General features: G+C 60.4%; 14 protein-coding genes. 7 read left to right on the top strand and 7 right to left on the bottom strand.

All coding sequences use genetic code 11. The features are described 5' to 3' along the window. Positions 1-27: 27 nt before the first annotated feature. Positions 28-1,209 carry a hypothetical protein gene (locus AEYBE204_RS24885; RefSeq protein ID WP_023461129.1) on the bottom strand — a complete coding sequence of 394 codons (1,182 nt, stop codon included), beginning with the start codon at positions 1,207-1,209 and terminating at the stop codon, positions 28-30. A 2-nt stretch (positions 1,210-1,211) separates the two neighbouring features. Then, on the bottom strand, positions 1,212-2,426 hold the full coding sequence (locus AEYBE204_RS24880; protein WP_023461128.1) for a hypothetical protein: 1,215 nt from the start codon (positions 2,424-2,426) through the stop codon (positions 1,212-1,214). A gap of 157 nt (positions 2,427-2,583) precedes the next feature. Between AEYBE204_RS24880 and AEYBE204_RS24875 the strand changes: the two genes are divergently transcribed. Next, positions 2,584-3,744, top strand: a complete 1,161-nt coding sequence (locus AEYBE204_RS24875; protein WP_023461127.1) for a glycosyltransferase — start codon at positions 2,584-2,586, stop codon at positions 3,742-3,744. Between the two features lie 102 nt (positions 3,745-3,846). On the opposite strand, the gene AEYBE204_RS24870 is transcribed toward AEYBE204_RS24875, so the two are convergent. Then, complete coding sequence (locus AEYBE204_RS24870) at positions 3,847-4,254, bottom strand: glycine zipper 2TM domain-containing protein (protein WP_023461126.1); 408 nt, start codon at positions 4,252-4,254, stop codon at positions 3,847-3,849. A gap of 286 nt (positions 4,255-4,540) precedes the next feature. On the opposite strand from AEYBE204_RS24870, the gene AEYBE204_RS24865 reads away from it, so the two are divergent. Together AEYBE204_RS24865 and AEYBE204_RS24860 are read left to right on the top strand one after the other, a co-directional pair. Continuing rightward, a complete protein-coding gene (locus AEYBE204_RS24865) occupies positions 4,541-5,794 on the top strand; it encodes a class I SAM-dependent RNA methyltransferase (RefSeq protein WP_023461125.1) in 1,254 nt (417 codons plus the stop codon). 10 nt (positions 5,795-5,804) lie between these two features. Then, positions 5,805-6,476 carry a glycosyltransferase gene (locus AEYBE204_RS24860; RefSeq protein ID WP_023461124.1) on the top strand — a complete coding sequence of 224 codons (672 nt, stop codon included), beginning with the start codon at positions 5,805-5,807 and terminating at the stop codon, positions 6,474-6,476. Here AEYBE204_RS24860 and AEYBE204_RS24855 read toward each other — a convergent pair. Both AEYBE204_RS24855 and AEYBE204_RS24850 read right to left on the bottom strand, forming a co-directional pair. Then, the gene (locus AEYBE204_RS24855; RefSeq protein ID WP_031229860.1) at positions 6,473-8,236 is read right to left on the bottom strand and encodes a lytic transglycosylase domain-containing protein; all 1,764 of its coding nucleotides are present in this window, start codon (positions 8,234-8,236) and stop codon (positions 6,473-6,475) included. The two genes, AEYBE204_RS24860 and AEYBE204_RS24855, sit on opposite strands and share 4 nt — an antisense overlap. A gap of 200 nt (positions 8,237-8,436) precedes the next feature. Next, positions 8,437-9,264, bottom strand: a complete 828-nt coding sequence (locus tag AEYBE204_RS24850; RefSeq protein ID WP_031229858.1) for a uracil-DNA glycosylase — start codon at positions 9,262-9,264, stop codon at positions 8,437-8,439. Positions 9,265-9,407: 143 nt separating this feature from the next. Between AEYBE204_RS24850 and AEYBE204_RS24845 the strand changes: the two genes are divergently transcribed. From AEYBE204_RS24845 to AEYBE204_RS24835, 3 genes are all read left to right on the top strand, one after another. Continuing rightward, on the top strand, positions 9,408-11,078 hold the full coding sequence (locus AEYBE204_RS24845) for an electron transfer flavoprotein-ubiquinone oxidoreductase (RefSeq protein ID WP_023461121.1): 1,671 nt from the start codon (positions 9,408-9,410) through the stop codon (positions 11,076-11,078). Between the two features lie 67 nt (positions 11,079-11,145). Continuing rightward, positions 11,146-12,927 carry a tetratricopeptide repeat protein gene (locus tag AEYBE204_RS24840; RefSeq protein ID WP_023461120.1) on the top strand — a complete coding sequence of 594 codons (1,782 nt, stop codon included), beginning with the start codon at positions 11,146-11,148 and terminating at the stop codon, positions 12,925-12,927. A 4-nt stretch (positions 12,928-12,931) separates the two neighbouring features. Next, positions 12,932-13,777, top strand: a complete 846-nt coding sequence (locus AEYBE204_RS24835) for a 4-(cytidine 5'-diphospho)-2-C-methyl-D-erythritol kinase (protein WP_023461119.1) — start codon at positions 12,932-12,934, stop codon at positions 13,775-13,777. Between the two features lie 92 nt (positions 13,778-13,869). Here the strand turns inward: AEYBE204_RS24835 and AEYBE204_RS24830 are convergent, their stop codons facing one another. Both AEYBE204_RS24830 and AEYBE204_RS24825 read right to left on the bottom strand, forming a co-directional pair. After that, positions 13,870-14,280: a DUF6157 family protein gene (locus AEYBE204_RS24830; RefSeq protein ID WP_023461118.1), complete on the bottom strand. Its 411-nt coding sequence runs from the start codon at positions 14,278-14,280 to the stop codon at positions 13,870-13,872. Positions 14,281-14,331: 51 nt separating this feature from the next. Continuing rightward, complete coding sequence (locus AEYBE204_RS24825; protein ID WP_023461117.1) at positions 14,332-15,633, bottom strand: hypothetical protein; 1,302 nt, start codon at positions 15,631-15,633, stop codon at positions 14,332-14,334. 226 nt (positions 15,634-15,859) lie between these two features. Here AEYBE204_RS24825 and AEYBE204_RS24820 point away from each other — a divergent pair, with 226 nt between their 5' ends. Further along, positions 15,860-16,753: a glycine--tRNA ligase subunit alpha gene (locus AEYBE204_RS24820; RefSeq protein WP_023461116.1), complete on the top strand. Its 894-nt coding sequence runs from the start codon at positions 15,860-15,862 to the stop codon at positions 16,751-16,753. Positions 16,754-16,756 lie beyond the last annotated feature (3 nt).

Genomic DNA, 16,756 nt, shown 5'->3' with positions numbered 1-16,756 from the left:
CCGATTAAATAATTGAATTAAAAGAAATTAATTTGCCGTATTCAAAATACCTCTGATTTTTGTTTTATCCGTGCGCATCCATATAACCGCGAGCAGGAACCAGAACAGAACATAGCTGAGCGTGGCAAATTTATCGGGTGACACGCCCTCGATATCGGCCATGCGCAGGATCAGCCACAACAGGGACGTGCCGACATAAAAACGGCTCGTCAGAGTAAAGGCGCGGGAACTGAGGCGTTGCGAGGCCATGACCAGTAACGCCATACCGAGCGGCACGATCAGCAGGTCGTAATCCATCACGCGGGGACTGAGCAGGATGGCCAGAGTCACGCCCATGACCGTGCGCTCAAGGTCCGACGCCTCGGACAGTTCGGCGATAACTATGCCCGCCAGACTGAGCGCGATCAGAATGACGAGCAATCCGATGAAGCTGAGCGGCGAGGTGGTGGTGATGCCGAGTGCATCCATCCAGCCGAACCAACTCATGCCGGTTTGTTCATTGACGACGACCGACGACATCAGGGCATGCCACTCGACGCTCAACGGTCCGGCGGTCGCAAAGGTCAGGCCGACGACGGCGATGCCCGCAATGGCCGCGGGAACGCTGATGGCCAATCTTTGCCATAAGGGCCGATCCAGCAGCATCGGTACGATCAGATAGGTCAGCAGGAACGGTTTGATGACGGCGCCGATCAGCACGAGCGCGAGAAACGGCCAGATCGAGCGCTTTATATTGAGTGCGGCGATCAGCAGAAGCGCGTGAAAAAACAGGCCGATATTGCCGCTGGCGATGGAGGAGCCGGTCAGCAGGCCGAAGCCGAGCACCCGCCAGATCAGCGGGACGCCCGGCCATTTTTTGATCAGGGCGAACCAGAAAGTGAAGGCGATCAGGGCGATCAGAACGACCGCATAGCCCGCCTTCAAACCACCAAGCCCGAACATCTCGATCAGCGGCACCAGCGCCTTGCCCACTTGCGGCGCGTAGACGTAGGGCGCGGGTTTCAACCCTTCGCAGACGGGCTCCAGACTATAGGGCGACAGACCGCGACGCAGGTGGTCGGCGCCGCAGATCAGGGCGTCGAAATCGTTGAACCACCACTTGCCCTTGGTCAGGCGACCGAGCAGGCTCGACCATACCGGCAGGGTCAGGAAAAAAGCCCAAAGGCCGACCTGCCACGGTTTTTGCGCGCGTTTGCTCAGCCAATCCATGCTCAGGCCTTTCGCGGCCAGAGCGCGGCTACGATATCGTTGCGGCGCTGGGCGAAGGTCAGGCCGCCGATCGCCAGAACGTAAAGGCTGAGGGCCAGCGTGGCCAGCTTGGTCGTATAGTCGCCGAGTTCCACCGCGCCGCCGATCAGGCAGAACGCACAGATGACGGTCAGGATCGTCATGCCACGATCCTTGAGGAAAATCAGCGGTTTTGCGGTGACCACCAGGCTGCGGGCGAATAGCGCAATATAGGCGACACCGACGCCGATCAGGAACACGTCCTGTGACATCAGGCGCGGGATCATCAGGACGCCAAGGCTCAGCCCAAGCCAGATACGGGCGCGCGACCCTAGCCTCAACCCTTCGGCGATGGCGAGCCCGCTCAGGGTTATCAGGCCGGCAAAAATCAGCCAGCCGATTGAGGCGACGGGGCTGTCGGCGCGGATGCCGATCAGCGACAACCAGCCATAGAAGCTTTCGCCGGGAGTCAGGCTATAGACGAAATAGGACAGGGTTTGCCGCCACTGTTCGGACAACGCACTGTGGTGCGCGGCGAAGAGGACGGTCGGTAAAACGCCTGCAACGGCACCTGCGATAAACAGACCAAGCCGCTTCCAAAGGCTGAAATCGAGGAACAGCACCACGGCCAGATAGGTCAGGAATACCGGTTTGACCACACCGCATAAGACAACGACGGCCACGAACAGCCATGGAAACCGTTTGGCAGCCATCGCCGAGACCAGCACAGCTGCGTGGCACAGGACGGCGATATTGCCCCACACGATGGCACTGCCGGTCAGGAAGGCGGCGAAGGGTAGTTTTTGCATGAGAGTAGGGGCGACGGCATCCTCCGTCTTCGTACCGGGCAGGCGGCAATATATCCCCCAAAACAGCACTACCAGACTAAGGACGTACAGTGCGGCATAGATCCAGAACAGGCCGTCCTGACCGACGAAGCGCACCACGGCGGCAAAGGTTTCGGCGACGACGGGCAGATAGACATAGACTGCCGTCGTGCCTTCCATCCCGGCGCATTTGAGGTTCATGTCGTAAAGGGCGCCACCGTCGATAACCTTTTGAGCGCCGCAGGCCACGGCGCGGTAGTCGCCGAACCAGGCGTTCGACTTGCTGACCTTGCCGACCACGCCGCTCAGCAATGGCAGGGCGAACAGGAAAATGAGCAGGGCGCGCTTTACCGGCACCGAAAACAGAGACATCTAAGCCTTAACCCCTTGAAAGCATCTTCAGGGCAACCGCCCTCTGGTTTTGCTTTGTAAACCGCGATATAGCGGACGGACATTTTATTGCCGCCATAGCAGGCGAGAGGCCTGCAATCCATGGCAACGCGCCGACCTTATGTTTTAGGAGTTCTTTTTGCCAGACGCAAAATTTGCCGCTGACAATGCCCCCGCTCTCAGCCTCATCATCTGCACCCTGAACGAAGGCGCGGCGATTCGCTCGGTGGTTACCGAAATCGGCGAACACCTGAGCGGCATCGACTACGAAATTGTCGTAGTCGACGACGATTCGAAAGACAACACCGCGGCCGAAGTCCTCGATCTGGGCAAGTCCGACCCGCGCGTGCGCCTGTTTGTCCGTAAGGGCGAGCGCGGCCTGTCGTCGGCGGCGATCAAGGGCTGGGATATCGCGAAGGGCCGGGTGCTGGGCATTATGGACGGCGACGGTCAGCACGACCCGGTCGCGATTCGCGCTCTGGCGGACATGATTCTGGCGGGCGATAAGGATCTGGTCTGCGCCTCGCGCTATATCGGCAAGACCGAGACCGGGTTGAGCTTTATCCGCGATCTGGGGTCCAAGGCCGCGACGCTGGCGACAGGGCTGGTGCTCAAGGTGCCGCTGACCGATCCGATGAGCGGCTGTTTCATGATGACGCGCGACTGGTACGATACGGCGCGTCCGAACCTGACCGGTGTCGGTTTCAAGATTCTGGTCGATGTCGTGGCCTCGACCAAGGTCAAGCCGCGCTTCGGGGAGGTCAAGGCGGCGCTGCGTCAACGTCAGGGCGGCGAATCGAAGCTCGATATCCGCGTGGTTCTGGATCTGGCGGCGTTGCTGGTCGAAAAGGCCACCAATGGCATCATCACGGCGCGTTTCGTGCTGTTCGGGCTGGTCGGCGTGTCCGGCGCCTTTGTCTACGCGCTGGTTTTGGCGATCAGCCACTATCTGCTTCGCGTCGAAGGGGCCTTGCCACTCTATCGCTATCAGGTGCGCTGGGACGACATCATCAATTACGGTTTGGCGATCTGGCTGTCGATGACGTGGAATTTCTGGCTCAACAATATTCTCACCTTCCGCGACAAGCGCCTCAAAGGCTGGCCCATGCTGACCGGGCTTCTCGGCTTCTATTTCGCTTGTTCGATCGGCGCGATCCTCAGCCTCGGCGTGGCGATTCTGCTGAAGGACTATTTCGGCTTCCACTGGTTTGCCGCCGGGATTTCTGCCGCGCTGTTGAGCGGGGTATGGAACTACTGGGGCGCGAAGGCGCTGGCCTGGAACCAGAAGAAGGGGATTTAAGCTCTTCATTCAGATCAAAAAAAGCCCCGCCTCCGGGGGACGGGAGGCGGGGCTAAGTTTATCTGGAGTCCCTTGGGGAGGGATAGCCTTCACGAGGAAGGATTAGTAACGACGGTCGTAGCGATCGCGACGGTCATAGCGGTCGTCGTAACGGTCACGACGATCGTAACGGTCGTCATAGCGGTCGCGGCTGTTGCTGTAATACTGGCACTTGGTGTTGTCCGAGCCGACCTTGGCACCGATCATGCCGCCGACCACGGCCCCCAGAATGGTGCCTTCGGTGCGGGCGTTGCGGGCCGAGACGCCGTTACCGACAGTGGCACCGGCAACCGCGCCCAGAATGGCGCCATTGGTCTTGTTGTTGCTTTTCTGATCGCCGCAGCTTTCAGCGTAGCGACGGTCGTCGTAGCGATCACGGGCGGATGCGGTGCCGACCATACCGGCGCTCAGGAGCATACCCGAGGCCACGGCCGACAGAATGATCTTCTTGGTGATGTTGATCTTGGTCATGGTGGTTATTCCTCAATTTCGTGAGCGTCGGCGGGATCGCCTTGGCCGTTGATGACACCCTTTATAAGCCTCCGAACCTGAACGGTTTTTGAGAAGTCCGTTCATCTTCGTTCAGGTTGGCTTTTTTCAAACGGCGTCGATTAAGGTTAAAATCGCGAAATTGCCGTAAGAAAACAATGCTTACGGGGCGGGATGGCTATGCGAGACGCATCAGGCCCACTGAGCCGTTGAAACTTTTTTTCAGATTTTTGTTCAGGTTTTCTCACAGACTGTCTAATGCCAGCCTATGAATGAAATGACGTGTACAATCGAGAAGGTCGGCTTTCAGGGCGACGGTGTGACGGCGGAGGGCCTGTTCGTGCCCCTGACTCTGCCCGGCGAGGAGGTTCGGGTTCGCGCGGACAAGGACCACGCCAAGCTGCTGGAGGTCTTGACGCCGTCGCCGGAGCGCGTCGAAGCGGCGTGTAAGCACTTTACCGTCTGTGGCGGGTGCAGCCTCCAGCACTGGGATATGCTGCCCTATAGTCATTGGAAGCAGGAGACGCTGGAGATTATGCTCGCGCGTGCGGGCCTTGAGACCGAGGTGCGGTCGATCCTGACCACGCCGCCGGGGACGCGTCGCCGGGTCGGGTTGCACGCCAAGCAGTTCAAGGGTGCCAAGGGTGTGGTGCGCACGGAGCTGGGGTACAAGCTGCGCCGGTCGTGGGATCAGGTTCGCATCGAGGAATGTCCGATCGCCGATCCGATTATCGTGTCGGCCATCCCCGTCCTGACAGAGATCGCTTCGCACCTGTTCGAGCATCCGAAATCCGCGCCGATCCTGTCGGTGACGGTGTCACAGACCGGGCTCGACATCGACATCCGCGGCGTCGAACGCACCAAAAGCGGCGGCCTGAGCGCGCAGGCGCGGATGGAAATCGCCATGATCGCCCAAACCTCCGATCTGGCGCGCATCTCGCTGTCCGATGAAATCCTCTACCAGACGCGTTTGCCCGCTGTGCGCTTCGGCAAGGCGATGGTCGAACTGCCGACGGGATCGTTCCTGCAAGCCTCGCCGAAATCCGAAGCCGATATGGTGCGCCTGCTGAAAGAGGCGGTCAGCGGCGCGAAATCGGTCGCCGACCTGTTCTGCGGCGCGGGGACCTTTACCTTTCCGCTGGCCGAGACGGCCTCGGTCTATGCCGCCGACACGGCGGGCGGGGCGGTTAAGGCGCTGAAATCGGCCATCGGGCGGACACCGGGCCTCAAGCCCATCACGGCGGAGGTCCGCGACCTGTTCCGCGCGCCCGTCATCGCCGAGGAAATGACCGGTTTCGACGCCATCGTCTTCGATCCGCCGCGCGCCGGAGCCGAGGCCCAGACCCAGCAGATCGCCCGCTCCAAAGCCGGGCGCGTGGTGGGGATAAGCTGCAACCCGCAAACCTTTGCCCGCGATGCGAAGATTTTGACGGCGGCGGGCTTTAAACTGGACCACGTCACGCCTATAGATCAGTTCCTGTGGTCCGGCCATGTCGAGCTGGTCGGGGTTTTTTCGCGCTAGGTAAACGTTTTTGATTTCCGTCGTCATTCCGACTCTCAATGCCGAAGCGTCGCTGGTGCGCACGCTGGGCGCGCTGGTACCTGCCGTGGTCGAAGGCCTGATCAAGGAAGTGATCATCGTCGACGCCGGGTCAGAAGATTCGACACTGGAAATCGCCGATTCGACCGGCTGCACGATCATCCGCGCCGACGCCAACCGTGGTCTGCAACTGTGGCAGGGCTGTAAAGAGGCCAAAGGCGACTGGCTGCTGATCCTGCATCCGGATTCGCTGCTCGGCGATGGCTGGATGGAACACGTTCGCGCCCACATGAAGCACCATCCGCTGCGCGCCGGTTATTTCCGGCTGGCCTTCGACGATCCGTCGTGGTTCGCGACGATCTGGGCCGAGGTGGTGGCCTTCAATTCGCGCTGGATGGCCATTCCGTCGGGCGACCACGGCCTGTTCCTGTCACGGGCGCTGTACGACGCGGTGGGCGGCTATAAGGATCAGGTGGCGTTTGAGGATCTGAGCATCGATCTGGCGCTGGGCCGGGCGCGGTTGCGGTCGATTCCGGTCAGCCTGACGACCAATGGCGAGCGCTTCCGCAAGGGGAGCTGGTACCTGTCGCTGTTCGGGAAGTTCTTCGGTTTTATTGCCTATTTGCTGGGTTTTCCGCCCAAACCGCCGGTGAAGAAGGTTTAGTGATCCGCCAGCACGTCGATAATCTTTGAATCCGACGCGGCCTGAGCCAGCGACTTGCTCTGTTTGCCCATCAGTTGACGATAGATCCAGTAAGAGGCCACGACCTCTTCGACATATTGCCGGGTTTGGGCCACAGGGATGGATTCCATGACCAGCAGCGAATCGGCATCGTCGCCGACCGAGCGCACCGCGTCCTGCACCCACTTTTCACCGGCATTATAGGCGGCCACGACGCGCAGCAGGTCGCCGTCGATAATCCCCGATGACGACAGTTTCAGGACGTAATCCTGACCGACCTGAAGATTGACCGCCGGGTCGAGCAACTGATCCGGCTTGCTCATCAAGCTGGAATCCTTGGTCACCACATAGGCGGTGGCCGGCATCAGTTGCAAGAGGCCATAGGCCCCGGCATAGCTCTTGGCTTTCGCGTTGAACTTGCTCTCTTTTTTGGCGAAAGCATAGAGCAGGGCCTTGTCGATCTTATAGCCTTCAGTCGGGGCCAAATCCGGCATGGCGTAGTTTGAGGCGTCGAACAGGCGGTCGGAGGTCTTGACCTGATTGACCGACAGGTCGTGCGCCGAGGCCAGCGCCAGCCAGTTGTTGCGCGTATCCTGATCGGGCGAGCGCTGGATGGCGGTTTGCAGTTCGGTCTTGGCCTCGCCCTTGCGGTTCAGTTGCACCAGCATGGAGACGCGGCGGGCTTGCGGATTGCCCTTAACCCAGTCGAAATCGGCGTTCAGCGTGGCGGCATAACTGCCGCGCGTGCCTTCCTGAAACACCGGCGGCAGGCCTTTTTGCGCGCGCATGACGGCGGGTTCGACGCCCAGACGCTGTTCGGCCAGCAGACCGTAGAAGGTAAAGGGGTAGGACGCCGCGAATTTGAAATAGAGGTCGGCGTCGTCCTTGCGCCCCAGCTTGGTGGCGATACGACCGGCCCAGTAGGCGCCGCCGGATTGGCTCCACGCGCTCTGGCTGGGGTCGTTGACGACGAAATCGAAGTGTTTCAGTGCTTCGTCGTAGCGCTTGAGGCGGAAGGCGGCGAGGCCCGCGACCCAGCGGTCGCCGATCTGGACGCCCAGCTTGATCGCCTGTTCCAGCTTGCCGTCATTATAGGCCGAGCGCGCCGATTTGGGCGTCAGGGCCGAGTCGGGCCCGGCAGTGGCGGCCTTGACTTCGGACTTTTGCGGTTGATTGAAGCTGACGCCGGACAGTTTCTGCGCGCCGTCAAGCTTCGGAAACGGCGGGTCTTCGGCACCGTCGGGCTTCTTGCGCTTGGCGAGGTTCCAGGCGCGCATGGCCTGAGGATGGTCGGGATAGCGCTCCAGCCAGCTCATCAGCTCTTCGTAGGAGGCCGTATACCCGGCGTGGAAGAGCTTGTTGAACTCGACATAGCCCATCAGGCTCTTGTCGGTGATCTTTTCGATCGAGGCGTCGGCGGTGGCGAAATCACCTTTTTCGATGGCGTCGAACGCCGCCTGATAAAGTTGGGCGTCCCATGGGGACAGGCCGGACTCCAGCGCCGGATTGGCGGGGGCGGCTTTCTTCAGGCTGGTATAGGCGACGGGTTTTTTCGGGGTGTCAGCGGCGGCGACCAGTTGCACCACGCCCTTATAGGCGTTCTGCGGTGCATTGAGGATGGCGTCGACGGTTTTATCGCCCGTCTGGGCGAGGAGGGGGGAACCCACGCAAAGGCCGGTCAGCGCGGTGGCCGTCGTGATCAAGGCACGGAAAGTACGGGCGCGCATCGCGTCTCTGGTCAAGGGGGCTCTCCGTCGTTGTTGATCCGAGTCGTAGAGTGTCCACCGTCAGGCCGGAAAATCGCGGCGCGAAATCACGATGTACTAGATGCATCCCCCAGATGACGTAAGGCCATGATGCCCATCAAGGATGCGATTGAAAGCCTAATCAAATCTTAATGTAAAAGCAAGTCTGACGGCTTGCACGCTTATGTGAGCGGCCTTTAGAGATGGGCCGTCGCGGCGAGGAAATCGGCCCAGAACGCCTTTTTTGCCAAGGATTGCGTCAGTAAAAACGCCGCCGGGAAAGTGGCGTAGGCGGGCACTTTGTGGCCGCCGGGCAGGGCGATATCCTGCGCTTTGCCGCGCAATTTCTGAACGCTGTCGCTGGTCCCCAGCGTCACGCGAATGGCGGTGCCGCCAAGCAGGATCACGGTCTTCGGGGCGCTCAGTTCGATCAGACGTGTCATGAATGGCGCGGTCAGGGCCACGTCTTCATCGGTCGCTGGACGGCTGCCTGCCGGACGCCAGAACAGACCGGGTAGCAGGGTGGCGCGCTCGGTCAGACTCAATGCCTTCAACGCCGCATCGACCAGACGGCCGGGCTTACCCGCGAACGCTTCCAGTGCCTCGTCTTCATCTGCATCAGGCACTTCACCGATGATCAGTACGTCAGCCTGATTAGCGCCGCGACCACGGATCACGCCCTTGCCGCCTTCGTAACGCAGGGGCGCATCGGCAAAACCATCGATCGCCGCATAAAGGGCGTCTATGGTTTGCGCCTGAGACGCCAGCGCGCTGGCAAAGGCCACGGCCTGATCGAGGTTGAAATTTTTGAGATTTTCCGGCCTCAGTGCATTAACGCGTATATTGACGGGCAGGGGCGTAACCGTTGCTGGCGCTGAATTAGTCAGGCCTGCCGCAAAACGCGATTTATTTTCCGCCAAAAGACGGTTAGTAGGCTCTGGCTCGAAGGTGTCTTCCAGCTCATGGTCGCTCAGAAAGCTGAGATAGCTTTCCCACTCCCGAATCTGTTGGGGGCTTGGCGGCATGGCGGCGCGGACACTTTGTGAAAAAAGAACCGATGAAGGTCTTTACAGTCTTTACGGAAACTGTGCCAAAAGATCAAACATCATAATTAAACGCTCCGCAGCAGACATTCTGGATCAAGTGGGGCGACCGAGGGTTTAGAGACATGTCCGACGCCGCAGTTGAACGCGAATCGATGGGATACGACGTCGTCATCGTCGGCGGCGGACCGGCGGGGCTATCGGCGGCGATCCGGCTCAAGCAAAAAGCGCAGGCCGACGGCGGTGATATCTCCGTGGCCCTGCTCGAAAAGGGCTCGGAAATCGGTGCCCATATATTGTCGGGCGCAGTGATCGATCCGTCGGGCCTGTCGGAACTGTTCCCCAATTGGAAAGAGCTGGGGGCGCCGCTGGAAACCGCTGTGACCGAGGATCGTTTCATCTATCTGGGGCCGCAGGGCGCGCTCGACATCTCGGCCCTGCCCATGCCGTCCTATATGAAGAACCACGGCTGCTATATCGCCTCGCTTGGCAATCTGACGCGCTGGCTGGGCGAACAGGCCGAGGCCTTGGGCGTTGAAATCTACCCCGGCATGGCGTGTTCCGAAGTGCTGTATGACGATAACGGCGCGGTGGTCGGAGTCGTGGCGGGCGTGTTCGGCCTCAATCGTGAAGGCGAGCCCAAGGGCGACTATCAGCCGGGTCTGGAACTGCGCGCGAAATACACCTTTTTCGCTGAGGGTGTTCGTGGCTCGCTGTCGCAGCAGGTTATCCGCAAATACGACCTGGATAAGGACAGCGATTATCAGAAATACGGCCTTGGTATCAAGGAATTGTGGAAGGTGCCCAAGGCGCAGCACAAGCCGGGTTATGTCCAGCACACGCTCGGCTGGCCGCTGGATGACAAGACGGGTGGCGGGTCGTTCCTTTATCACTTCGGCGATGAGTTCGTGGCCATCGGCTTCGTCGTTCACCTGAACTATCAGAACCCGTACCTGTCGCCGTTCGACGAATTCCAGCGCTTCAAGCAGCATCCGGTCGTGCGCGAGCATCTGGAAGGCGGAACGCGCGTGTCCTACGGCGCGCGGGCGATTACCGAAGGCGGTTATCAGTCGGTGCCGAAACTGAGCTTCCCCGGCGGCGTGCTGATCGGCTGTTCGGCGGGTTTCATGAATGTGCCGCGCATCAAGGGTAGCCATAACGCCATGAAATCGGCGATTCTGGCCGCGGATGGCGCCTATGCAGCGATTGCGTCGGGCGATGCGCCTGTCACGCTGGAAACTTATGATGCCGCCTATAAAGAGTCGAACATCGCCCGCGAACTGTATGCCGTGCGCAATGTCAAGCCGTTGCTGACAAAATTCGGCACGACGCTCGGCACGCTGTTGGGCGGGGTGGAGATGATGACGACGGGCTTGTTCGGCGGTTGGTCGCCTTGGGGGACGTTGAAACACGGCAAGTCAGATGCGCAGTCGCTTAAACCGGCAGCGGATTTCAAGCCGATCGCCTATCCCAAGCCCGACGGCAAGCTGAGTTTCGACAAGCTGTCCTCGGTGTTCATTTCGAACACCAATCACGAAGAGGATCAGCCGGTCCATCTGCGCCTCAAGGACCCGGAGGTGCCGATCGCCATCAACCTGCCGAAATACGCCGAACCGGCGCAGCGCTACTGCCCGGCCGGGGTCTATGAGATCGTCGAGGACGCGGGCAAACCGCGCTTCCAGATCAACGCCCAGAACTGCGTCCACTGCAAGACCTGCGATATCAAGGACCCGACGCAGAATATCGTCTGGACGACGCCCGAAGGCGGTGGCGGCCCGAACTATCCCAATATGTAGCGGATTTGGACTTGATCCGGTCACCTTTAAAGGGTTGATTGGGCATTCGTTTGCGAAAGTCCGTGCCATGAAGCTTGCCTTGAAATCCGCCGTCGCCGTTGCCGCCTTGATCTGTCTGGCTGCGCCCGCTGTGGCGCGCGACACGCGATTCACCGACAACCCTTACGGCGACTATCTGATCGGGAAATTTGCCGCGTCGCAGGGCGACACGGAAACGGCGGCACGTGCGCTGATGGCCGCCGCCGACGCTGATCCGGCGAATGCCGGTCTGCGCGAACGGGCGTTTCTGGCAGCGGTACTGGGCGGTGACATGGACTTCGCCGCGAAGCATTTACCTGAGTCCGGCAGCCGTTTTTCGCGCAATCTCGGTGCTCAGGTTAAGGCGCTCGATCTCGTCCGTACGGGACGGGTAAAAGACGCTGTGACAGCCATTGAGGCCTCGGCGAAGCTGGACGCCAATGACCGAACGACGCTGTTGCTCAAGCCGCTGATCTATGCCGAGGCGAAGCAGTGGGACAAGGCCATCGATAACGGCCTGATCGCCGAACTGAGCCCCGAATCGGCCAGCAAACGCGATCGACTGGTCGTCTTCCTGCAAGCCGCCAATCAGGCGCGTCTGCTCGAACTAAAGGGGCGCAATGCCGACGCCGAGTCGGTCTATAAGTTGATCTGTCAGCCCGGACCGGCCAATGTCCTGTTCGGGCCGTACTATGCTTCGTTTTTGGAGCGTCGGGGACGCAAGGACGAGGCGCGCAAGATCTACACGGATATCCTCAGCGTGTCGGAAGATCGTCTGGTCCGCCATCAGCTTGAGACGCTCGATGCCAGGGGTTATCGCAAGCCGAAGAAACCAACCGTGCGGCTGATTATGGCCGACAGCCTGTTCCTGTCGGCGACACTCTATGCGTCGGAGCAGCAGCCGGAAATGGCGCTGGCGACCCTGCGCCTGTCGCAGTTTTCGTCGCCGGAGACGCCGGACGCGACGCCGACCCAGGATCGGTCGCACCTTCTGGCCGGGCAGGTGCTGGTGCGCATGCGCGACACGCAGGCGGCGCAGGAAGAATGGGCGGCCATCGAGCCCGATTCGCCGTTTTATCAGGAGGCGCAACTACGCGCGGCGTGGAGCCTCAAGGAGGCCGAAGACCTCGACGGGGCGTTCGAGATTTTCACGCGTCTCAACGCCGCCAATCCGAAAGACGCCGACATCGCGGTAGAGCGCGCCCGCATCCTGTGGGAAAAGGACGACACCGCCGGGGCGATCAGGCTGATGGACGATTATGTCGCGCAATACGGCGACGGCGCCTTTACGTGGCAATCGTGGTTCACGCTGGCCGTGCTGCATCAGGCGTCTGGCGACTGGGAAAAGACCAAGGTCGCGGCGAAGAAGGGGCTGGAGTTGCAACCGGACAGCCCGGAACTGTTAAACCTGCTCGGCTACGGCATGATCGACCGCAACGAGAACCTGCCCGAAGGCGTAGCCATGGTGCGCAAGGCGCTCGACAAGAGCCCGCGCTCAGGGGCGATCATGGACTCGCTCGGCTGGGGCTATTTCAAGCAGGGCGATAACGATCAGGCGCTGTTGTGGATCGAGCGCGCCATTGCCTTGCAACCGGCCGATCCGGAAATCAACGAGCATCTGGGCGACGTCTATAAGGCTATGGGCCGCGATATCGAGGCAAAATTCCAGTGGGCGCGCGTCCTGACGCTCGAGGCCGACGACAAGCAAAAAGCCAGCGTGACCGCGAAGATTTCGGCGGCGGACAAGCTTGAGGCGCAGAAGCTGGCCGAGGCCGATGCGGTGAAACCGACGCCGAAGCCCGTGGCGAAACCGGTCATCAAAACCAAATAGTCTGATGTCCAAAATATCCCGGTTGGCCCCGGCCAAGGTCAATCTGTACCTCCACGTCGCCGCCCCCGATGTGCGGGGGTATCACCCCTTGCGCAGTCTGGTCGTATTCGCAGATTATGGCGACGAGGTCAGCCTGTCGCCGGGGCAGGGGCGGCTGACCATCGACGGGCCCTTCGCTGAGGGGCTCAGTACCGGCGAGGACAATCTGATCCTGAAAGCCGTGCGGCGGTTCGAGGCCGCTGCGGGCGTGACGGTCAACCGGCATGACATCCACCTCACCAAGAACCTGCCGGTGGCGTCCGGAATTGGCGGCGGTAGCGCCGACGCAGGCGCGGTGCTGCATTTGCTACGCGAAGCCTATGCGCCGGATATGCCTGATGCGGCGCTGGAGGCCGTGGCAGCGCAAACCGGGGCCGATGGCGTGATGTGTCTGTGGTCGAAATCCGCGATTGCCGAAGGTTACGGCGAGGTGCTGACGCCGGTCGAGGTGCCGTCGCTGGCGGCCGTGCTGATCAATCCGGGTGTGGAGTGTTCGACGCCTGCGGTGTTCAAAGCCTATGATGCCGTAGGGCGGTTTGAACCGATAGGCGCGGATATATCGGGGGATGTCGTCGCGTTTTTACGTACGACTCGTAACGATCTTGAAAGTCCCGCCATTGCCTTGCATTCGGTCATCGGTGAGGTTTTCCGCTCACTTGAAGCGTATGATGAAACGCGATTTGCCCGCATGTCGGGGTCGGGCGCGACCTGTTTTGCTTTGTGCGATACGCGGGAGGATGCCGAGAAGTTGGCCGCCAAACTGCGTCAGAACTGGCCGAGGGCGTGGGTGCGGGCCTGTATGTTGAAGTAGGGGAACCACAGATTTCACAGATTAGCGCTTCGCCCCGTTTAACGCACCTTCCTACCTAATTCTGTGAAATCTGTGTAATCTGTGGTTCCAAATCAAGCGGCTTCGGTCGCGCGCTTATTGCGCATGGCTTTCTCGACCTTGACCTCAGGGTCTTTCAGGAACTTGTGATAGGCCACGGAATCGGCGGGATAAATGGCGATCTTGCCCGCATGGTTATAGTGCGCGCCGAAGCCATAGGTCTTGGTCAGGGGCGATGCCCGCATGCACGGATGTCCTTTCGACAGGAAGGCGTCGCGCGCCGCCACATCGTCGCGGTCGATGCCGTTTTTCAGCGCATGGACCGTGAAGTTCAGATCGTCGATCGTGTATTCGTAAGGATGCGCATCCAGCAGATCGAAATGCATCCGCGCCAGCGTCTTTGGGCCGTCCTTTTGTAGTGGTACGGTGCCCTGACGGGTTTTAGAATCTTCGGCTATCATAATGAAGGTATTGGTGATTTTCATCGTTTGGCCCTGCATACTTTTTAATACGCACCGAACGAAGATACACCCGTTTCAGGCGCTTTTGAATAGCCCACGATGCCGCAGCATGAGGCAAAAAATCAATGCGGGAATCCCGGCGATCGCTGTGCCTATGAAGAAGGCCTGATAGGCGCCGAACAGCCCCAGATCGGGTATCATCGAATCGACGACCTGCCCTGAAAAGCCTTTCAGCAGCTTGCCGGTCATGGCCGCGACCGAATACATCAGCGCGTAGTGGGTCAGCGAAAACTCCTTGACCACCAGCCGCGTCATGAAGGCGACGAAGGCCGTTTCGGCGATGCCGTTGGCGATATTGTCGACGATCAGGGTGCCGCCGAAGACGCCGACGTCGCCCGGATAGGCCGCCATCAGCGCGAAACAGATATTCGACAACGGGCCGGTGAGGGCACCGATCCAGAACGAGCGCTCGATCCCGAGCCACAGGACGCAGGCCCCGCCCAGCGCCACGCCCGCGAACGACGCCGCCAGACCGACCGTGGTGCGGACATAGACGATGGTCGAATTGCTGAGGCCGGTGTCTTCGTAGAGCGGTCCGGCGATGGGCCCGATCAGGTAGTCGGGCAGGCGGTAAAAGGCCAGCGCCAGCAGGATTAGCCACGTCAAATTACCGTGCTGCTGAAAGAAACTGTTGAACGGATCGGCGATCAGGGTCTTGAAGCTGTAAGGCTTGGGCTGGATCGCAATTTCGGCCTCTGAACGATGGGCGAACAATGTCGCCACGACCCCGACGGCCATGGTCGCGGCCAGAATCGCGAACGACATCGGCCAGCCGATATGCTCCGCCGGTATCAGTATCCACGTCCCGCTGACCAGCACGGCGATGCGGAAACCGAAGGCGTAGAAGGTCGGGTTGAGCGCTTCGTCCGCTCGCGTCGCGGTCTGCTCGACGCGCCATGCGTCGATGGCGATTTCCTGCGACGCCGAGGCAAACGCGACGAACAGCGCGGCCATGGTGAAGGCGAACAGGTCGCCCCTGGGGCCGATGGAGGCCATGACGATCAGGCCCGCCGCGATGGCGACCTGCGACACCAGCATGAACGAGCGGCGCTGACCCAGCCATGTGTAGAGCAGGGGCAGACGCCACTTATCCATATAAGGCGCCCACAGAACCTTCATCCCGTAAAGCAGGCTGACCCACGACATGTAGCTAATGGCGGTCAGGCTCAGACCTTCCTCGCGCATCCAGAAGCCCATCGTCGCCCCGGTCAGCAGGAACGGCAGGCCTGCCGAAAACCCGAGCGCCAGCAACAGCCACGAGGCGGGCTGTCTGAGGGCGATAAGGACGTCGCGGAAATGGTGTTTGGTTGAAGCCATCGGTGCGTCTCCCCCTCTCCCTGTGGGGAGAGGGCAGGGGTGAGGGGGCGTGTAGAAGTTAGGGGTTCCCCCTCATCCGGCGCTTCGCGCCACCTTCTCCCCACAGGGGCGAAGGAAATCTGTGCGATTCTCCGCCATCTGAACAGGTTTTCTTTGCGGCCAAAGCTTGCCCGTCCCGCCGCACCTCTCTATGTTCGCGCGAAATCAAGTTATGGCTTTAAAACATATGGCTAAAGACACCAAAGCGCCCCTTTCATTTCAGGACCTGATCCTGACCCTGCACCATTACTGGAGCGCGCAGGGTTGCGTCGTGCTGCAACCCTATGACGTCGAGGTCGGCGCGGGCACCCTGCATCCGGCCACCGTCCTGCGGGCACTCGGCAAGAAGCCGTGGAAAGCCGCCTACGTGCAGCCGTCGCGCCGTCCGGTCGACGGGCGTTATGGCGAAAACCCCAACCGCCTCCAGCACTATTATCAGTATCAGGTCATCCTGAAACCGAACCCGGACAATCTTCAGGATCTGTATCTGGGGTCGCTTAAGGCCATCGGGCTCGATACCGATGTCCACGATATCCGCTTCGTCGAGGACGACTGGGAAAACCCGACGGTCGGGGCCTGGGGCCTTGGCTGGGAAGTGTGGTGCGACGGCATGGAAGTCACGCAATACACCTATTTTCAGGGCGTCGGCGGCATCGAGGTCGATGTGGTGTCGGGCGAACTGACCTACGGGCTTGAGCGTCTGGCCATGTATTTGCAGAACGTGGATAACGTCTACGACCTGAAATTCAACAATGACGGTGTCAAATACGGCGACGTGTTCAAAGAGCAGGAGCGCCAGTTTTCGGCCTTTAACTTCGAAGCTTCGGACGTGCCGACCCTGAAGCGTCAGTTCGAGGACATGGAACGTCAGGTCACCAAGATCCTGAACACCGAGAACAGCTTAGGCTACAAGCTGGTCCTGCCGGCCTATGACCACGTGCTCAAGGCCTCGCACCTGTTCAATTTGATGGACGCCCGCGGGGCTATCGCGGTGGCCGAACGGCAATCCTATATCGGCCGCATCCGTGATCTGTGTAAGGCCTGCGCGCTCGAATGGGCGGCTCAGGAAGAGGCGCGTTAATTC

The organism is Asticcacaulis sp. YBE204 (assembly GCF_000495855.1).
Taxonomy (GTDB): Bacteria; Pseudomonadota; Alphaproteobacteria; order Caulobacterales; family Caulobacteraceae; genus Asticcacaulis.
Note: the sequence above shows the minus strand (reverse complement) of the source record. Positions and strands in the feature narration are given on the sequence as shown.

Excerpts from the sequence above, each read along its gene's own strand:
- AEYBE204_RS24835 (WP_023461119.1), top strand. The coding sequence starts at position 12,932 with ATGTCCAAAATATCCCGGTTGGCCCCGGCCAAGGTCAATCTGTACCTC.
- AEYBE204_RS24850 (WP_031229858.1), bottom strand. The coding sequence starts at position 9,264 with ATGCCGCCAAGCCCCCAACAGATTCGGGAGTGGGAAAGCTATCTCAGC.
- AEYBE204_RS24880 (WP_023461128.1), bottom strand. The coding sequence starts at position 2,426 with ATGTCTCTGTTTTCGGTGCCGGTAAAGCGCGCCCTGCTCATTTTCCTG.
- AEYBE204_RS24830 (WP_023461118.1), bottom strand. The coding sequence starts at position 14,280 with ATGAAAATCACCAATACCTTCATTATGATAGCCGAAGATTCTAAAACC.
- AEYBE204_RS24820 (WP_023461116.1), top strand. The coding sequence starts at position 15,860 with ATGGCTAAAGACACCAAAGCGCCCCTTTCATTTCAGGACCTGATCCTG.
- AEYBE204_RS24865 (WP_023461125.1), top strand. The coding sequence starts at position 4,541 with ATGAATGAAATGACGTGTACAATCGAGAAGGTCGGCTTTCAGGGCGAC.
- AEYBE204_RS24840 (WP_023461120.1), top strand. The coding sequence starts at position 11,146 with ATGAAGCTTGCCTTGAAATCCGCCGTCGCCGTTGCCGCCTTGATCTGT.
- AEYBE204_RS24845 (WP_023461121.1), top strand. The coding sequence starts at position 9,408 with ATGTCCGACGCCGCAGTTGAACGCGAATCGATGGGATACGACGTCGTC.
- AEYBE204_RS24870 (WP_023461126.1), bottom strand. The coding sequence starts at position 4,254 with ATGACCAAGATCAACATCACCAAGAAGATCATTCTGTCGGCCGTGGCC.
- AEYBE204_RS24825 (WP_023461117.1), bottom strand. The coding sequence starts at position 15,633 with ATGGCTTCAACCAAACACCATTTCCGCGACGTCCTTATCGCCCTCAGA.
- AEYBE204_RS24885 (WP_023461129.1), bottom strand. The coding sequence starts at position 1,209 with ATGGATTGGCTGAGCAAACGCGCGCAAAAACCGTGGCAGGTCGGCCTT.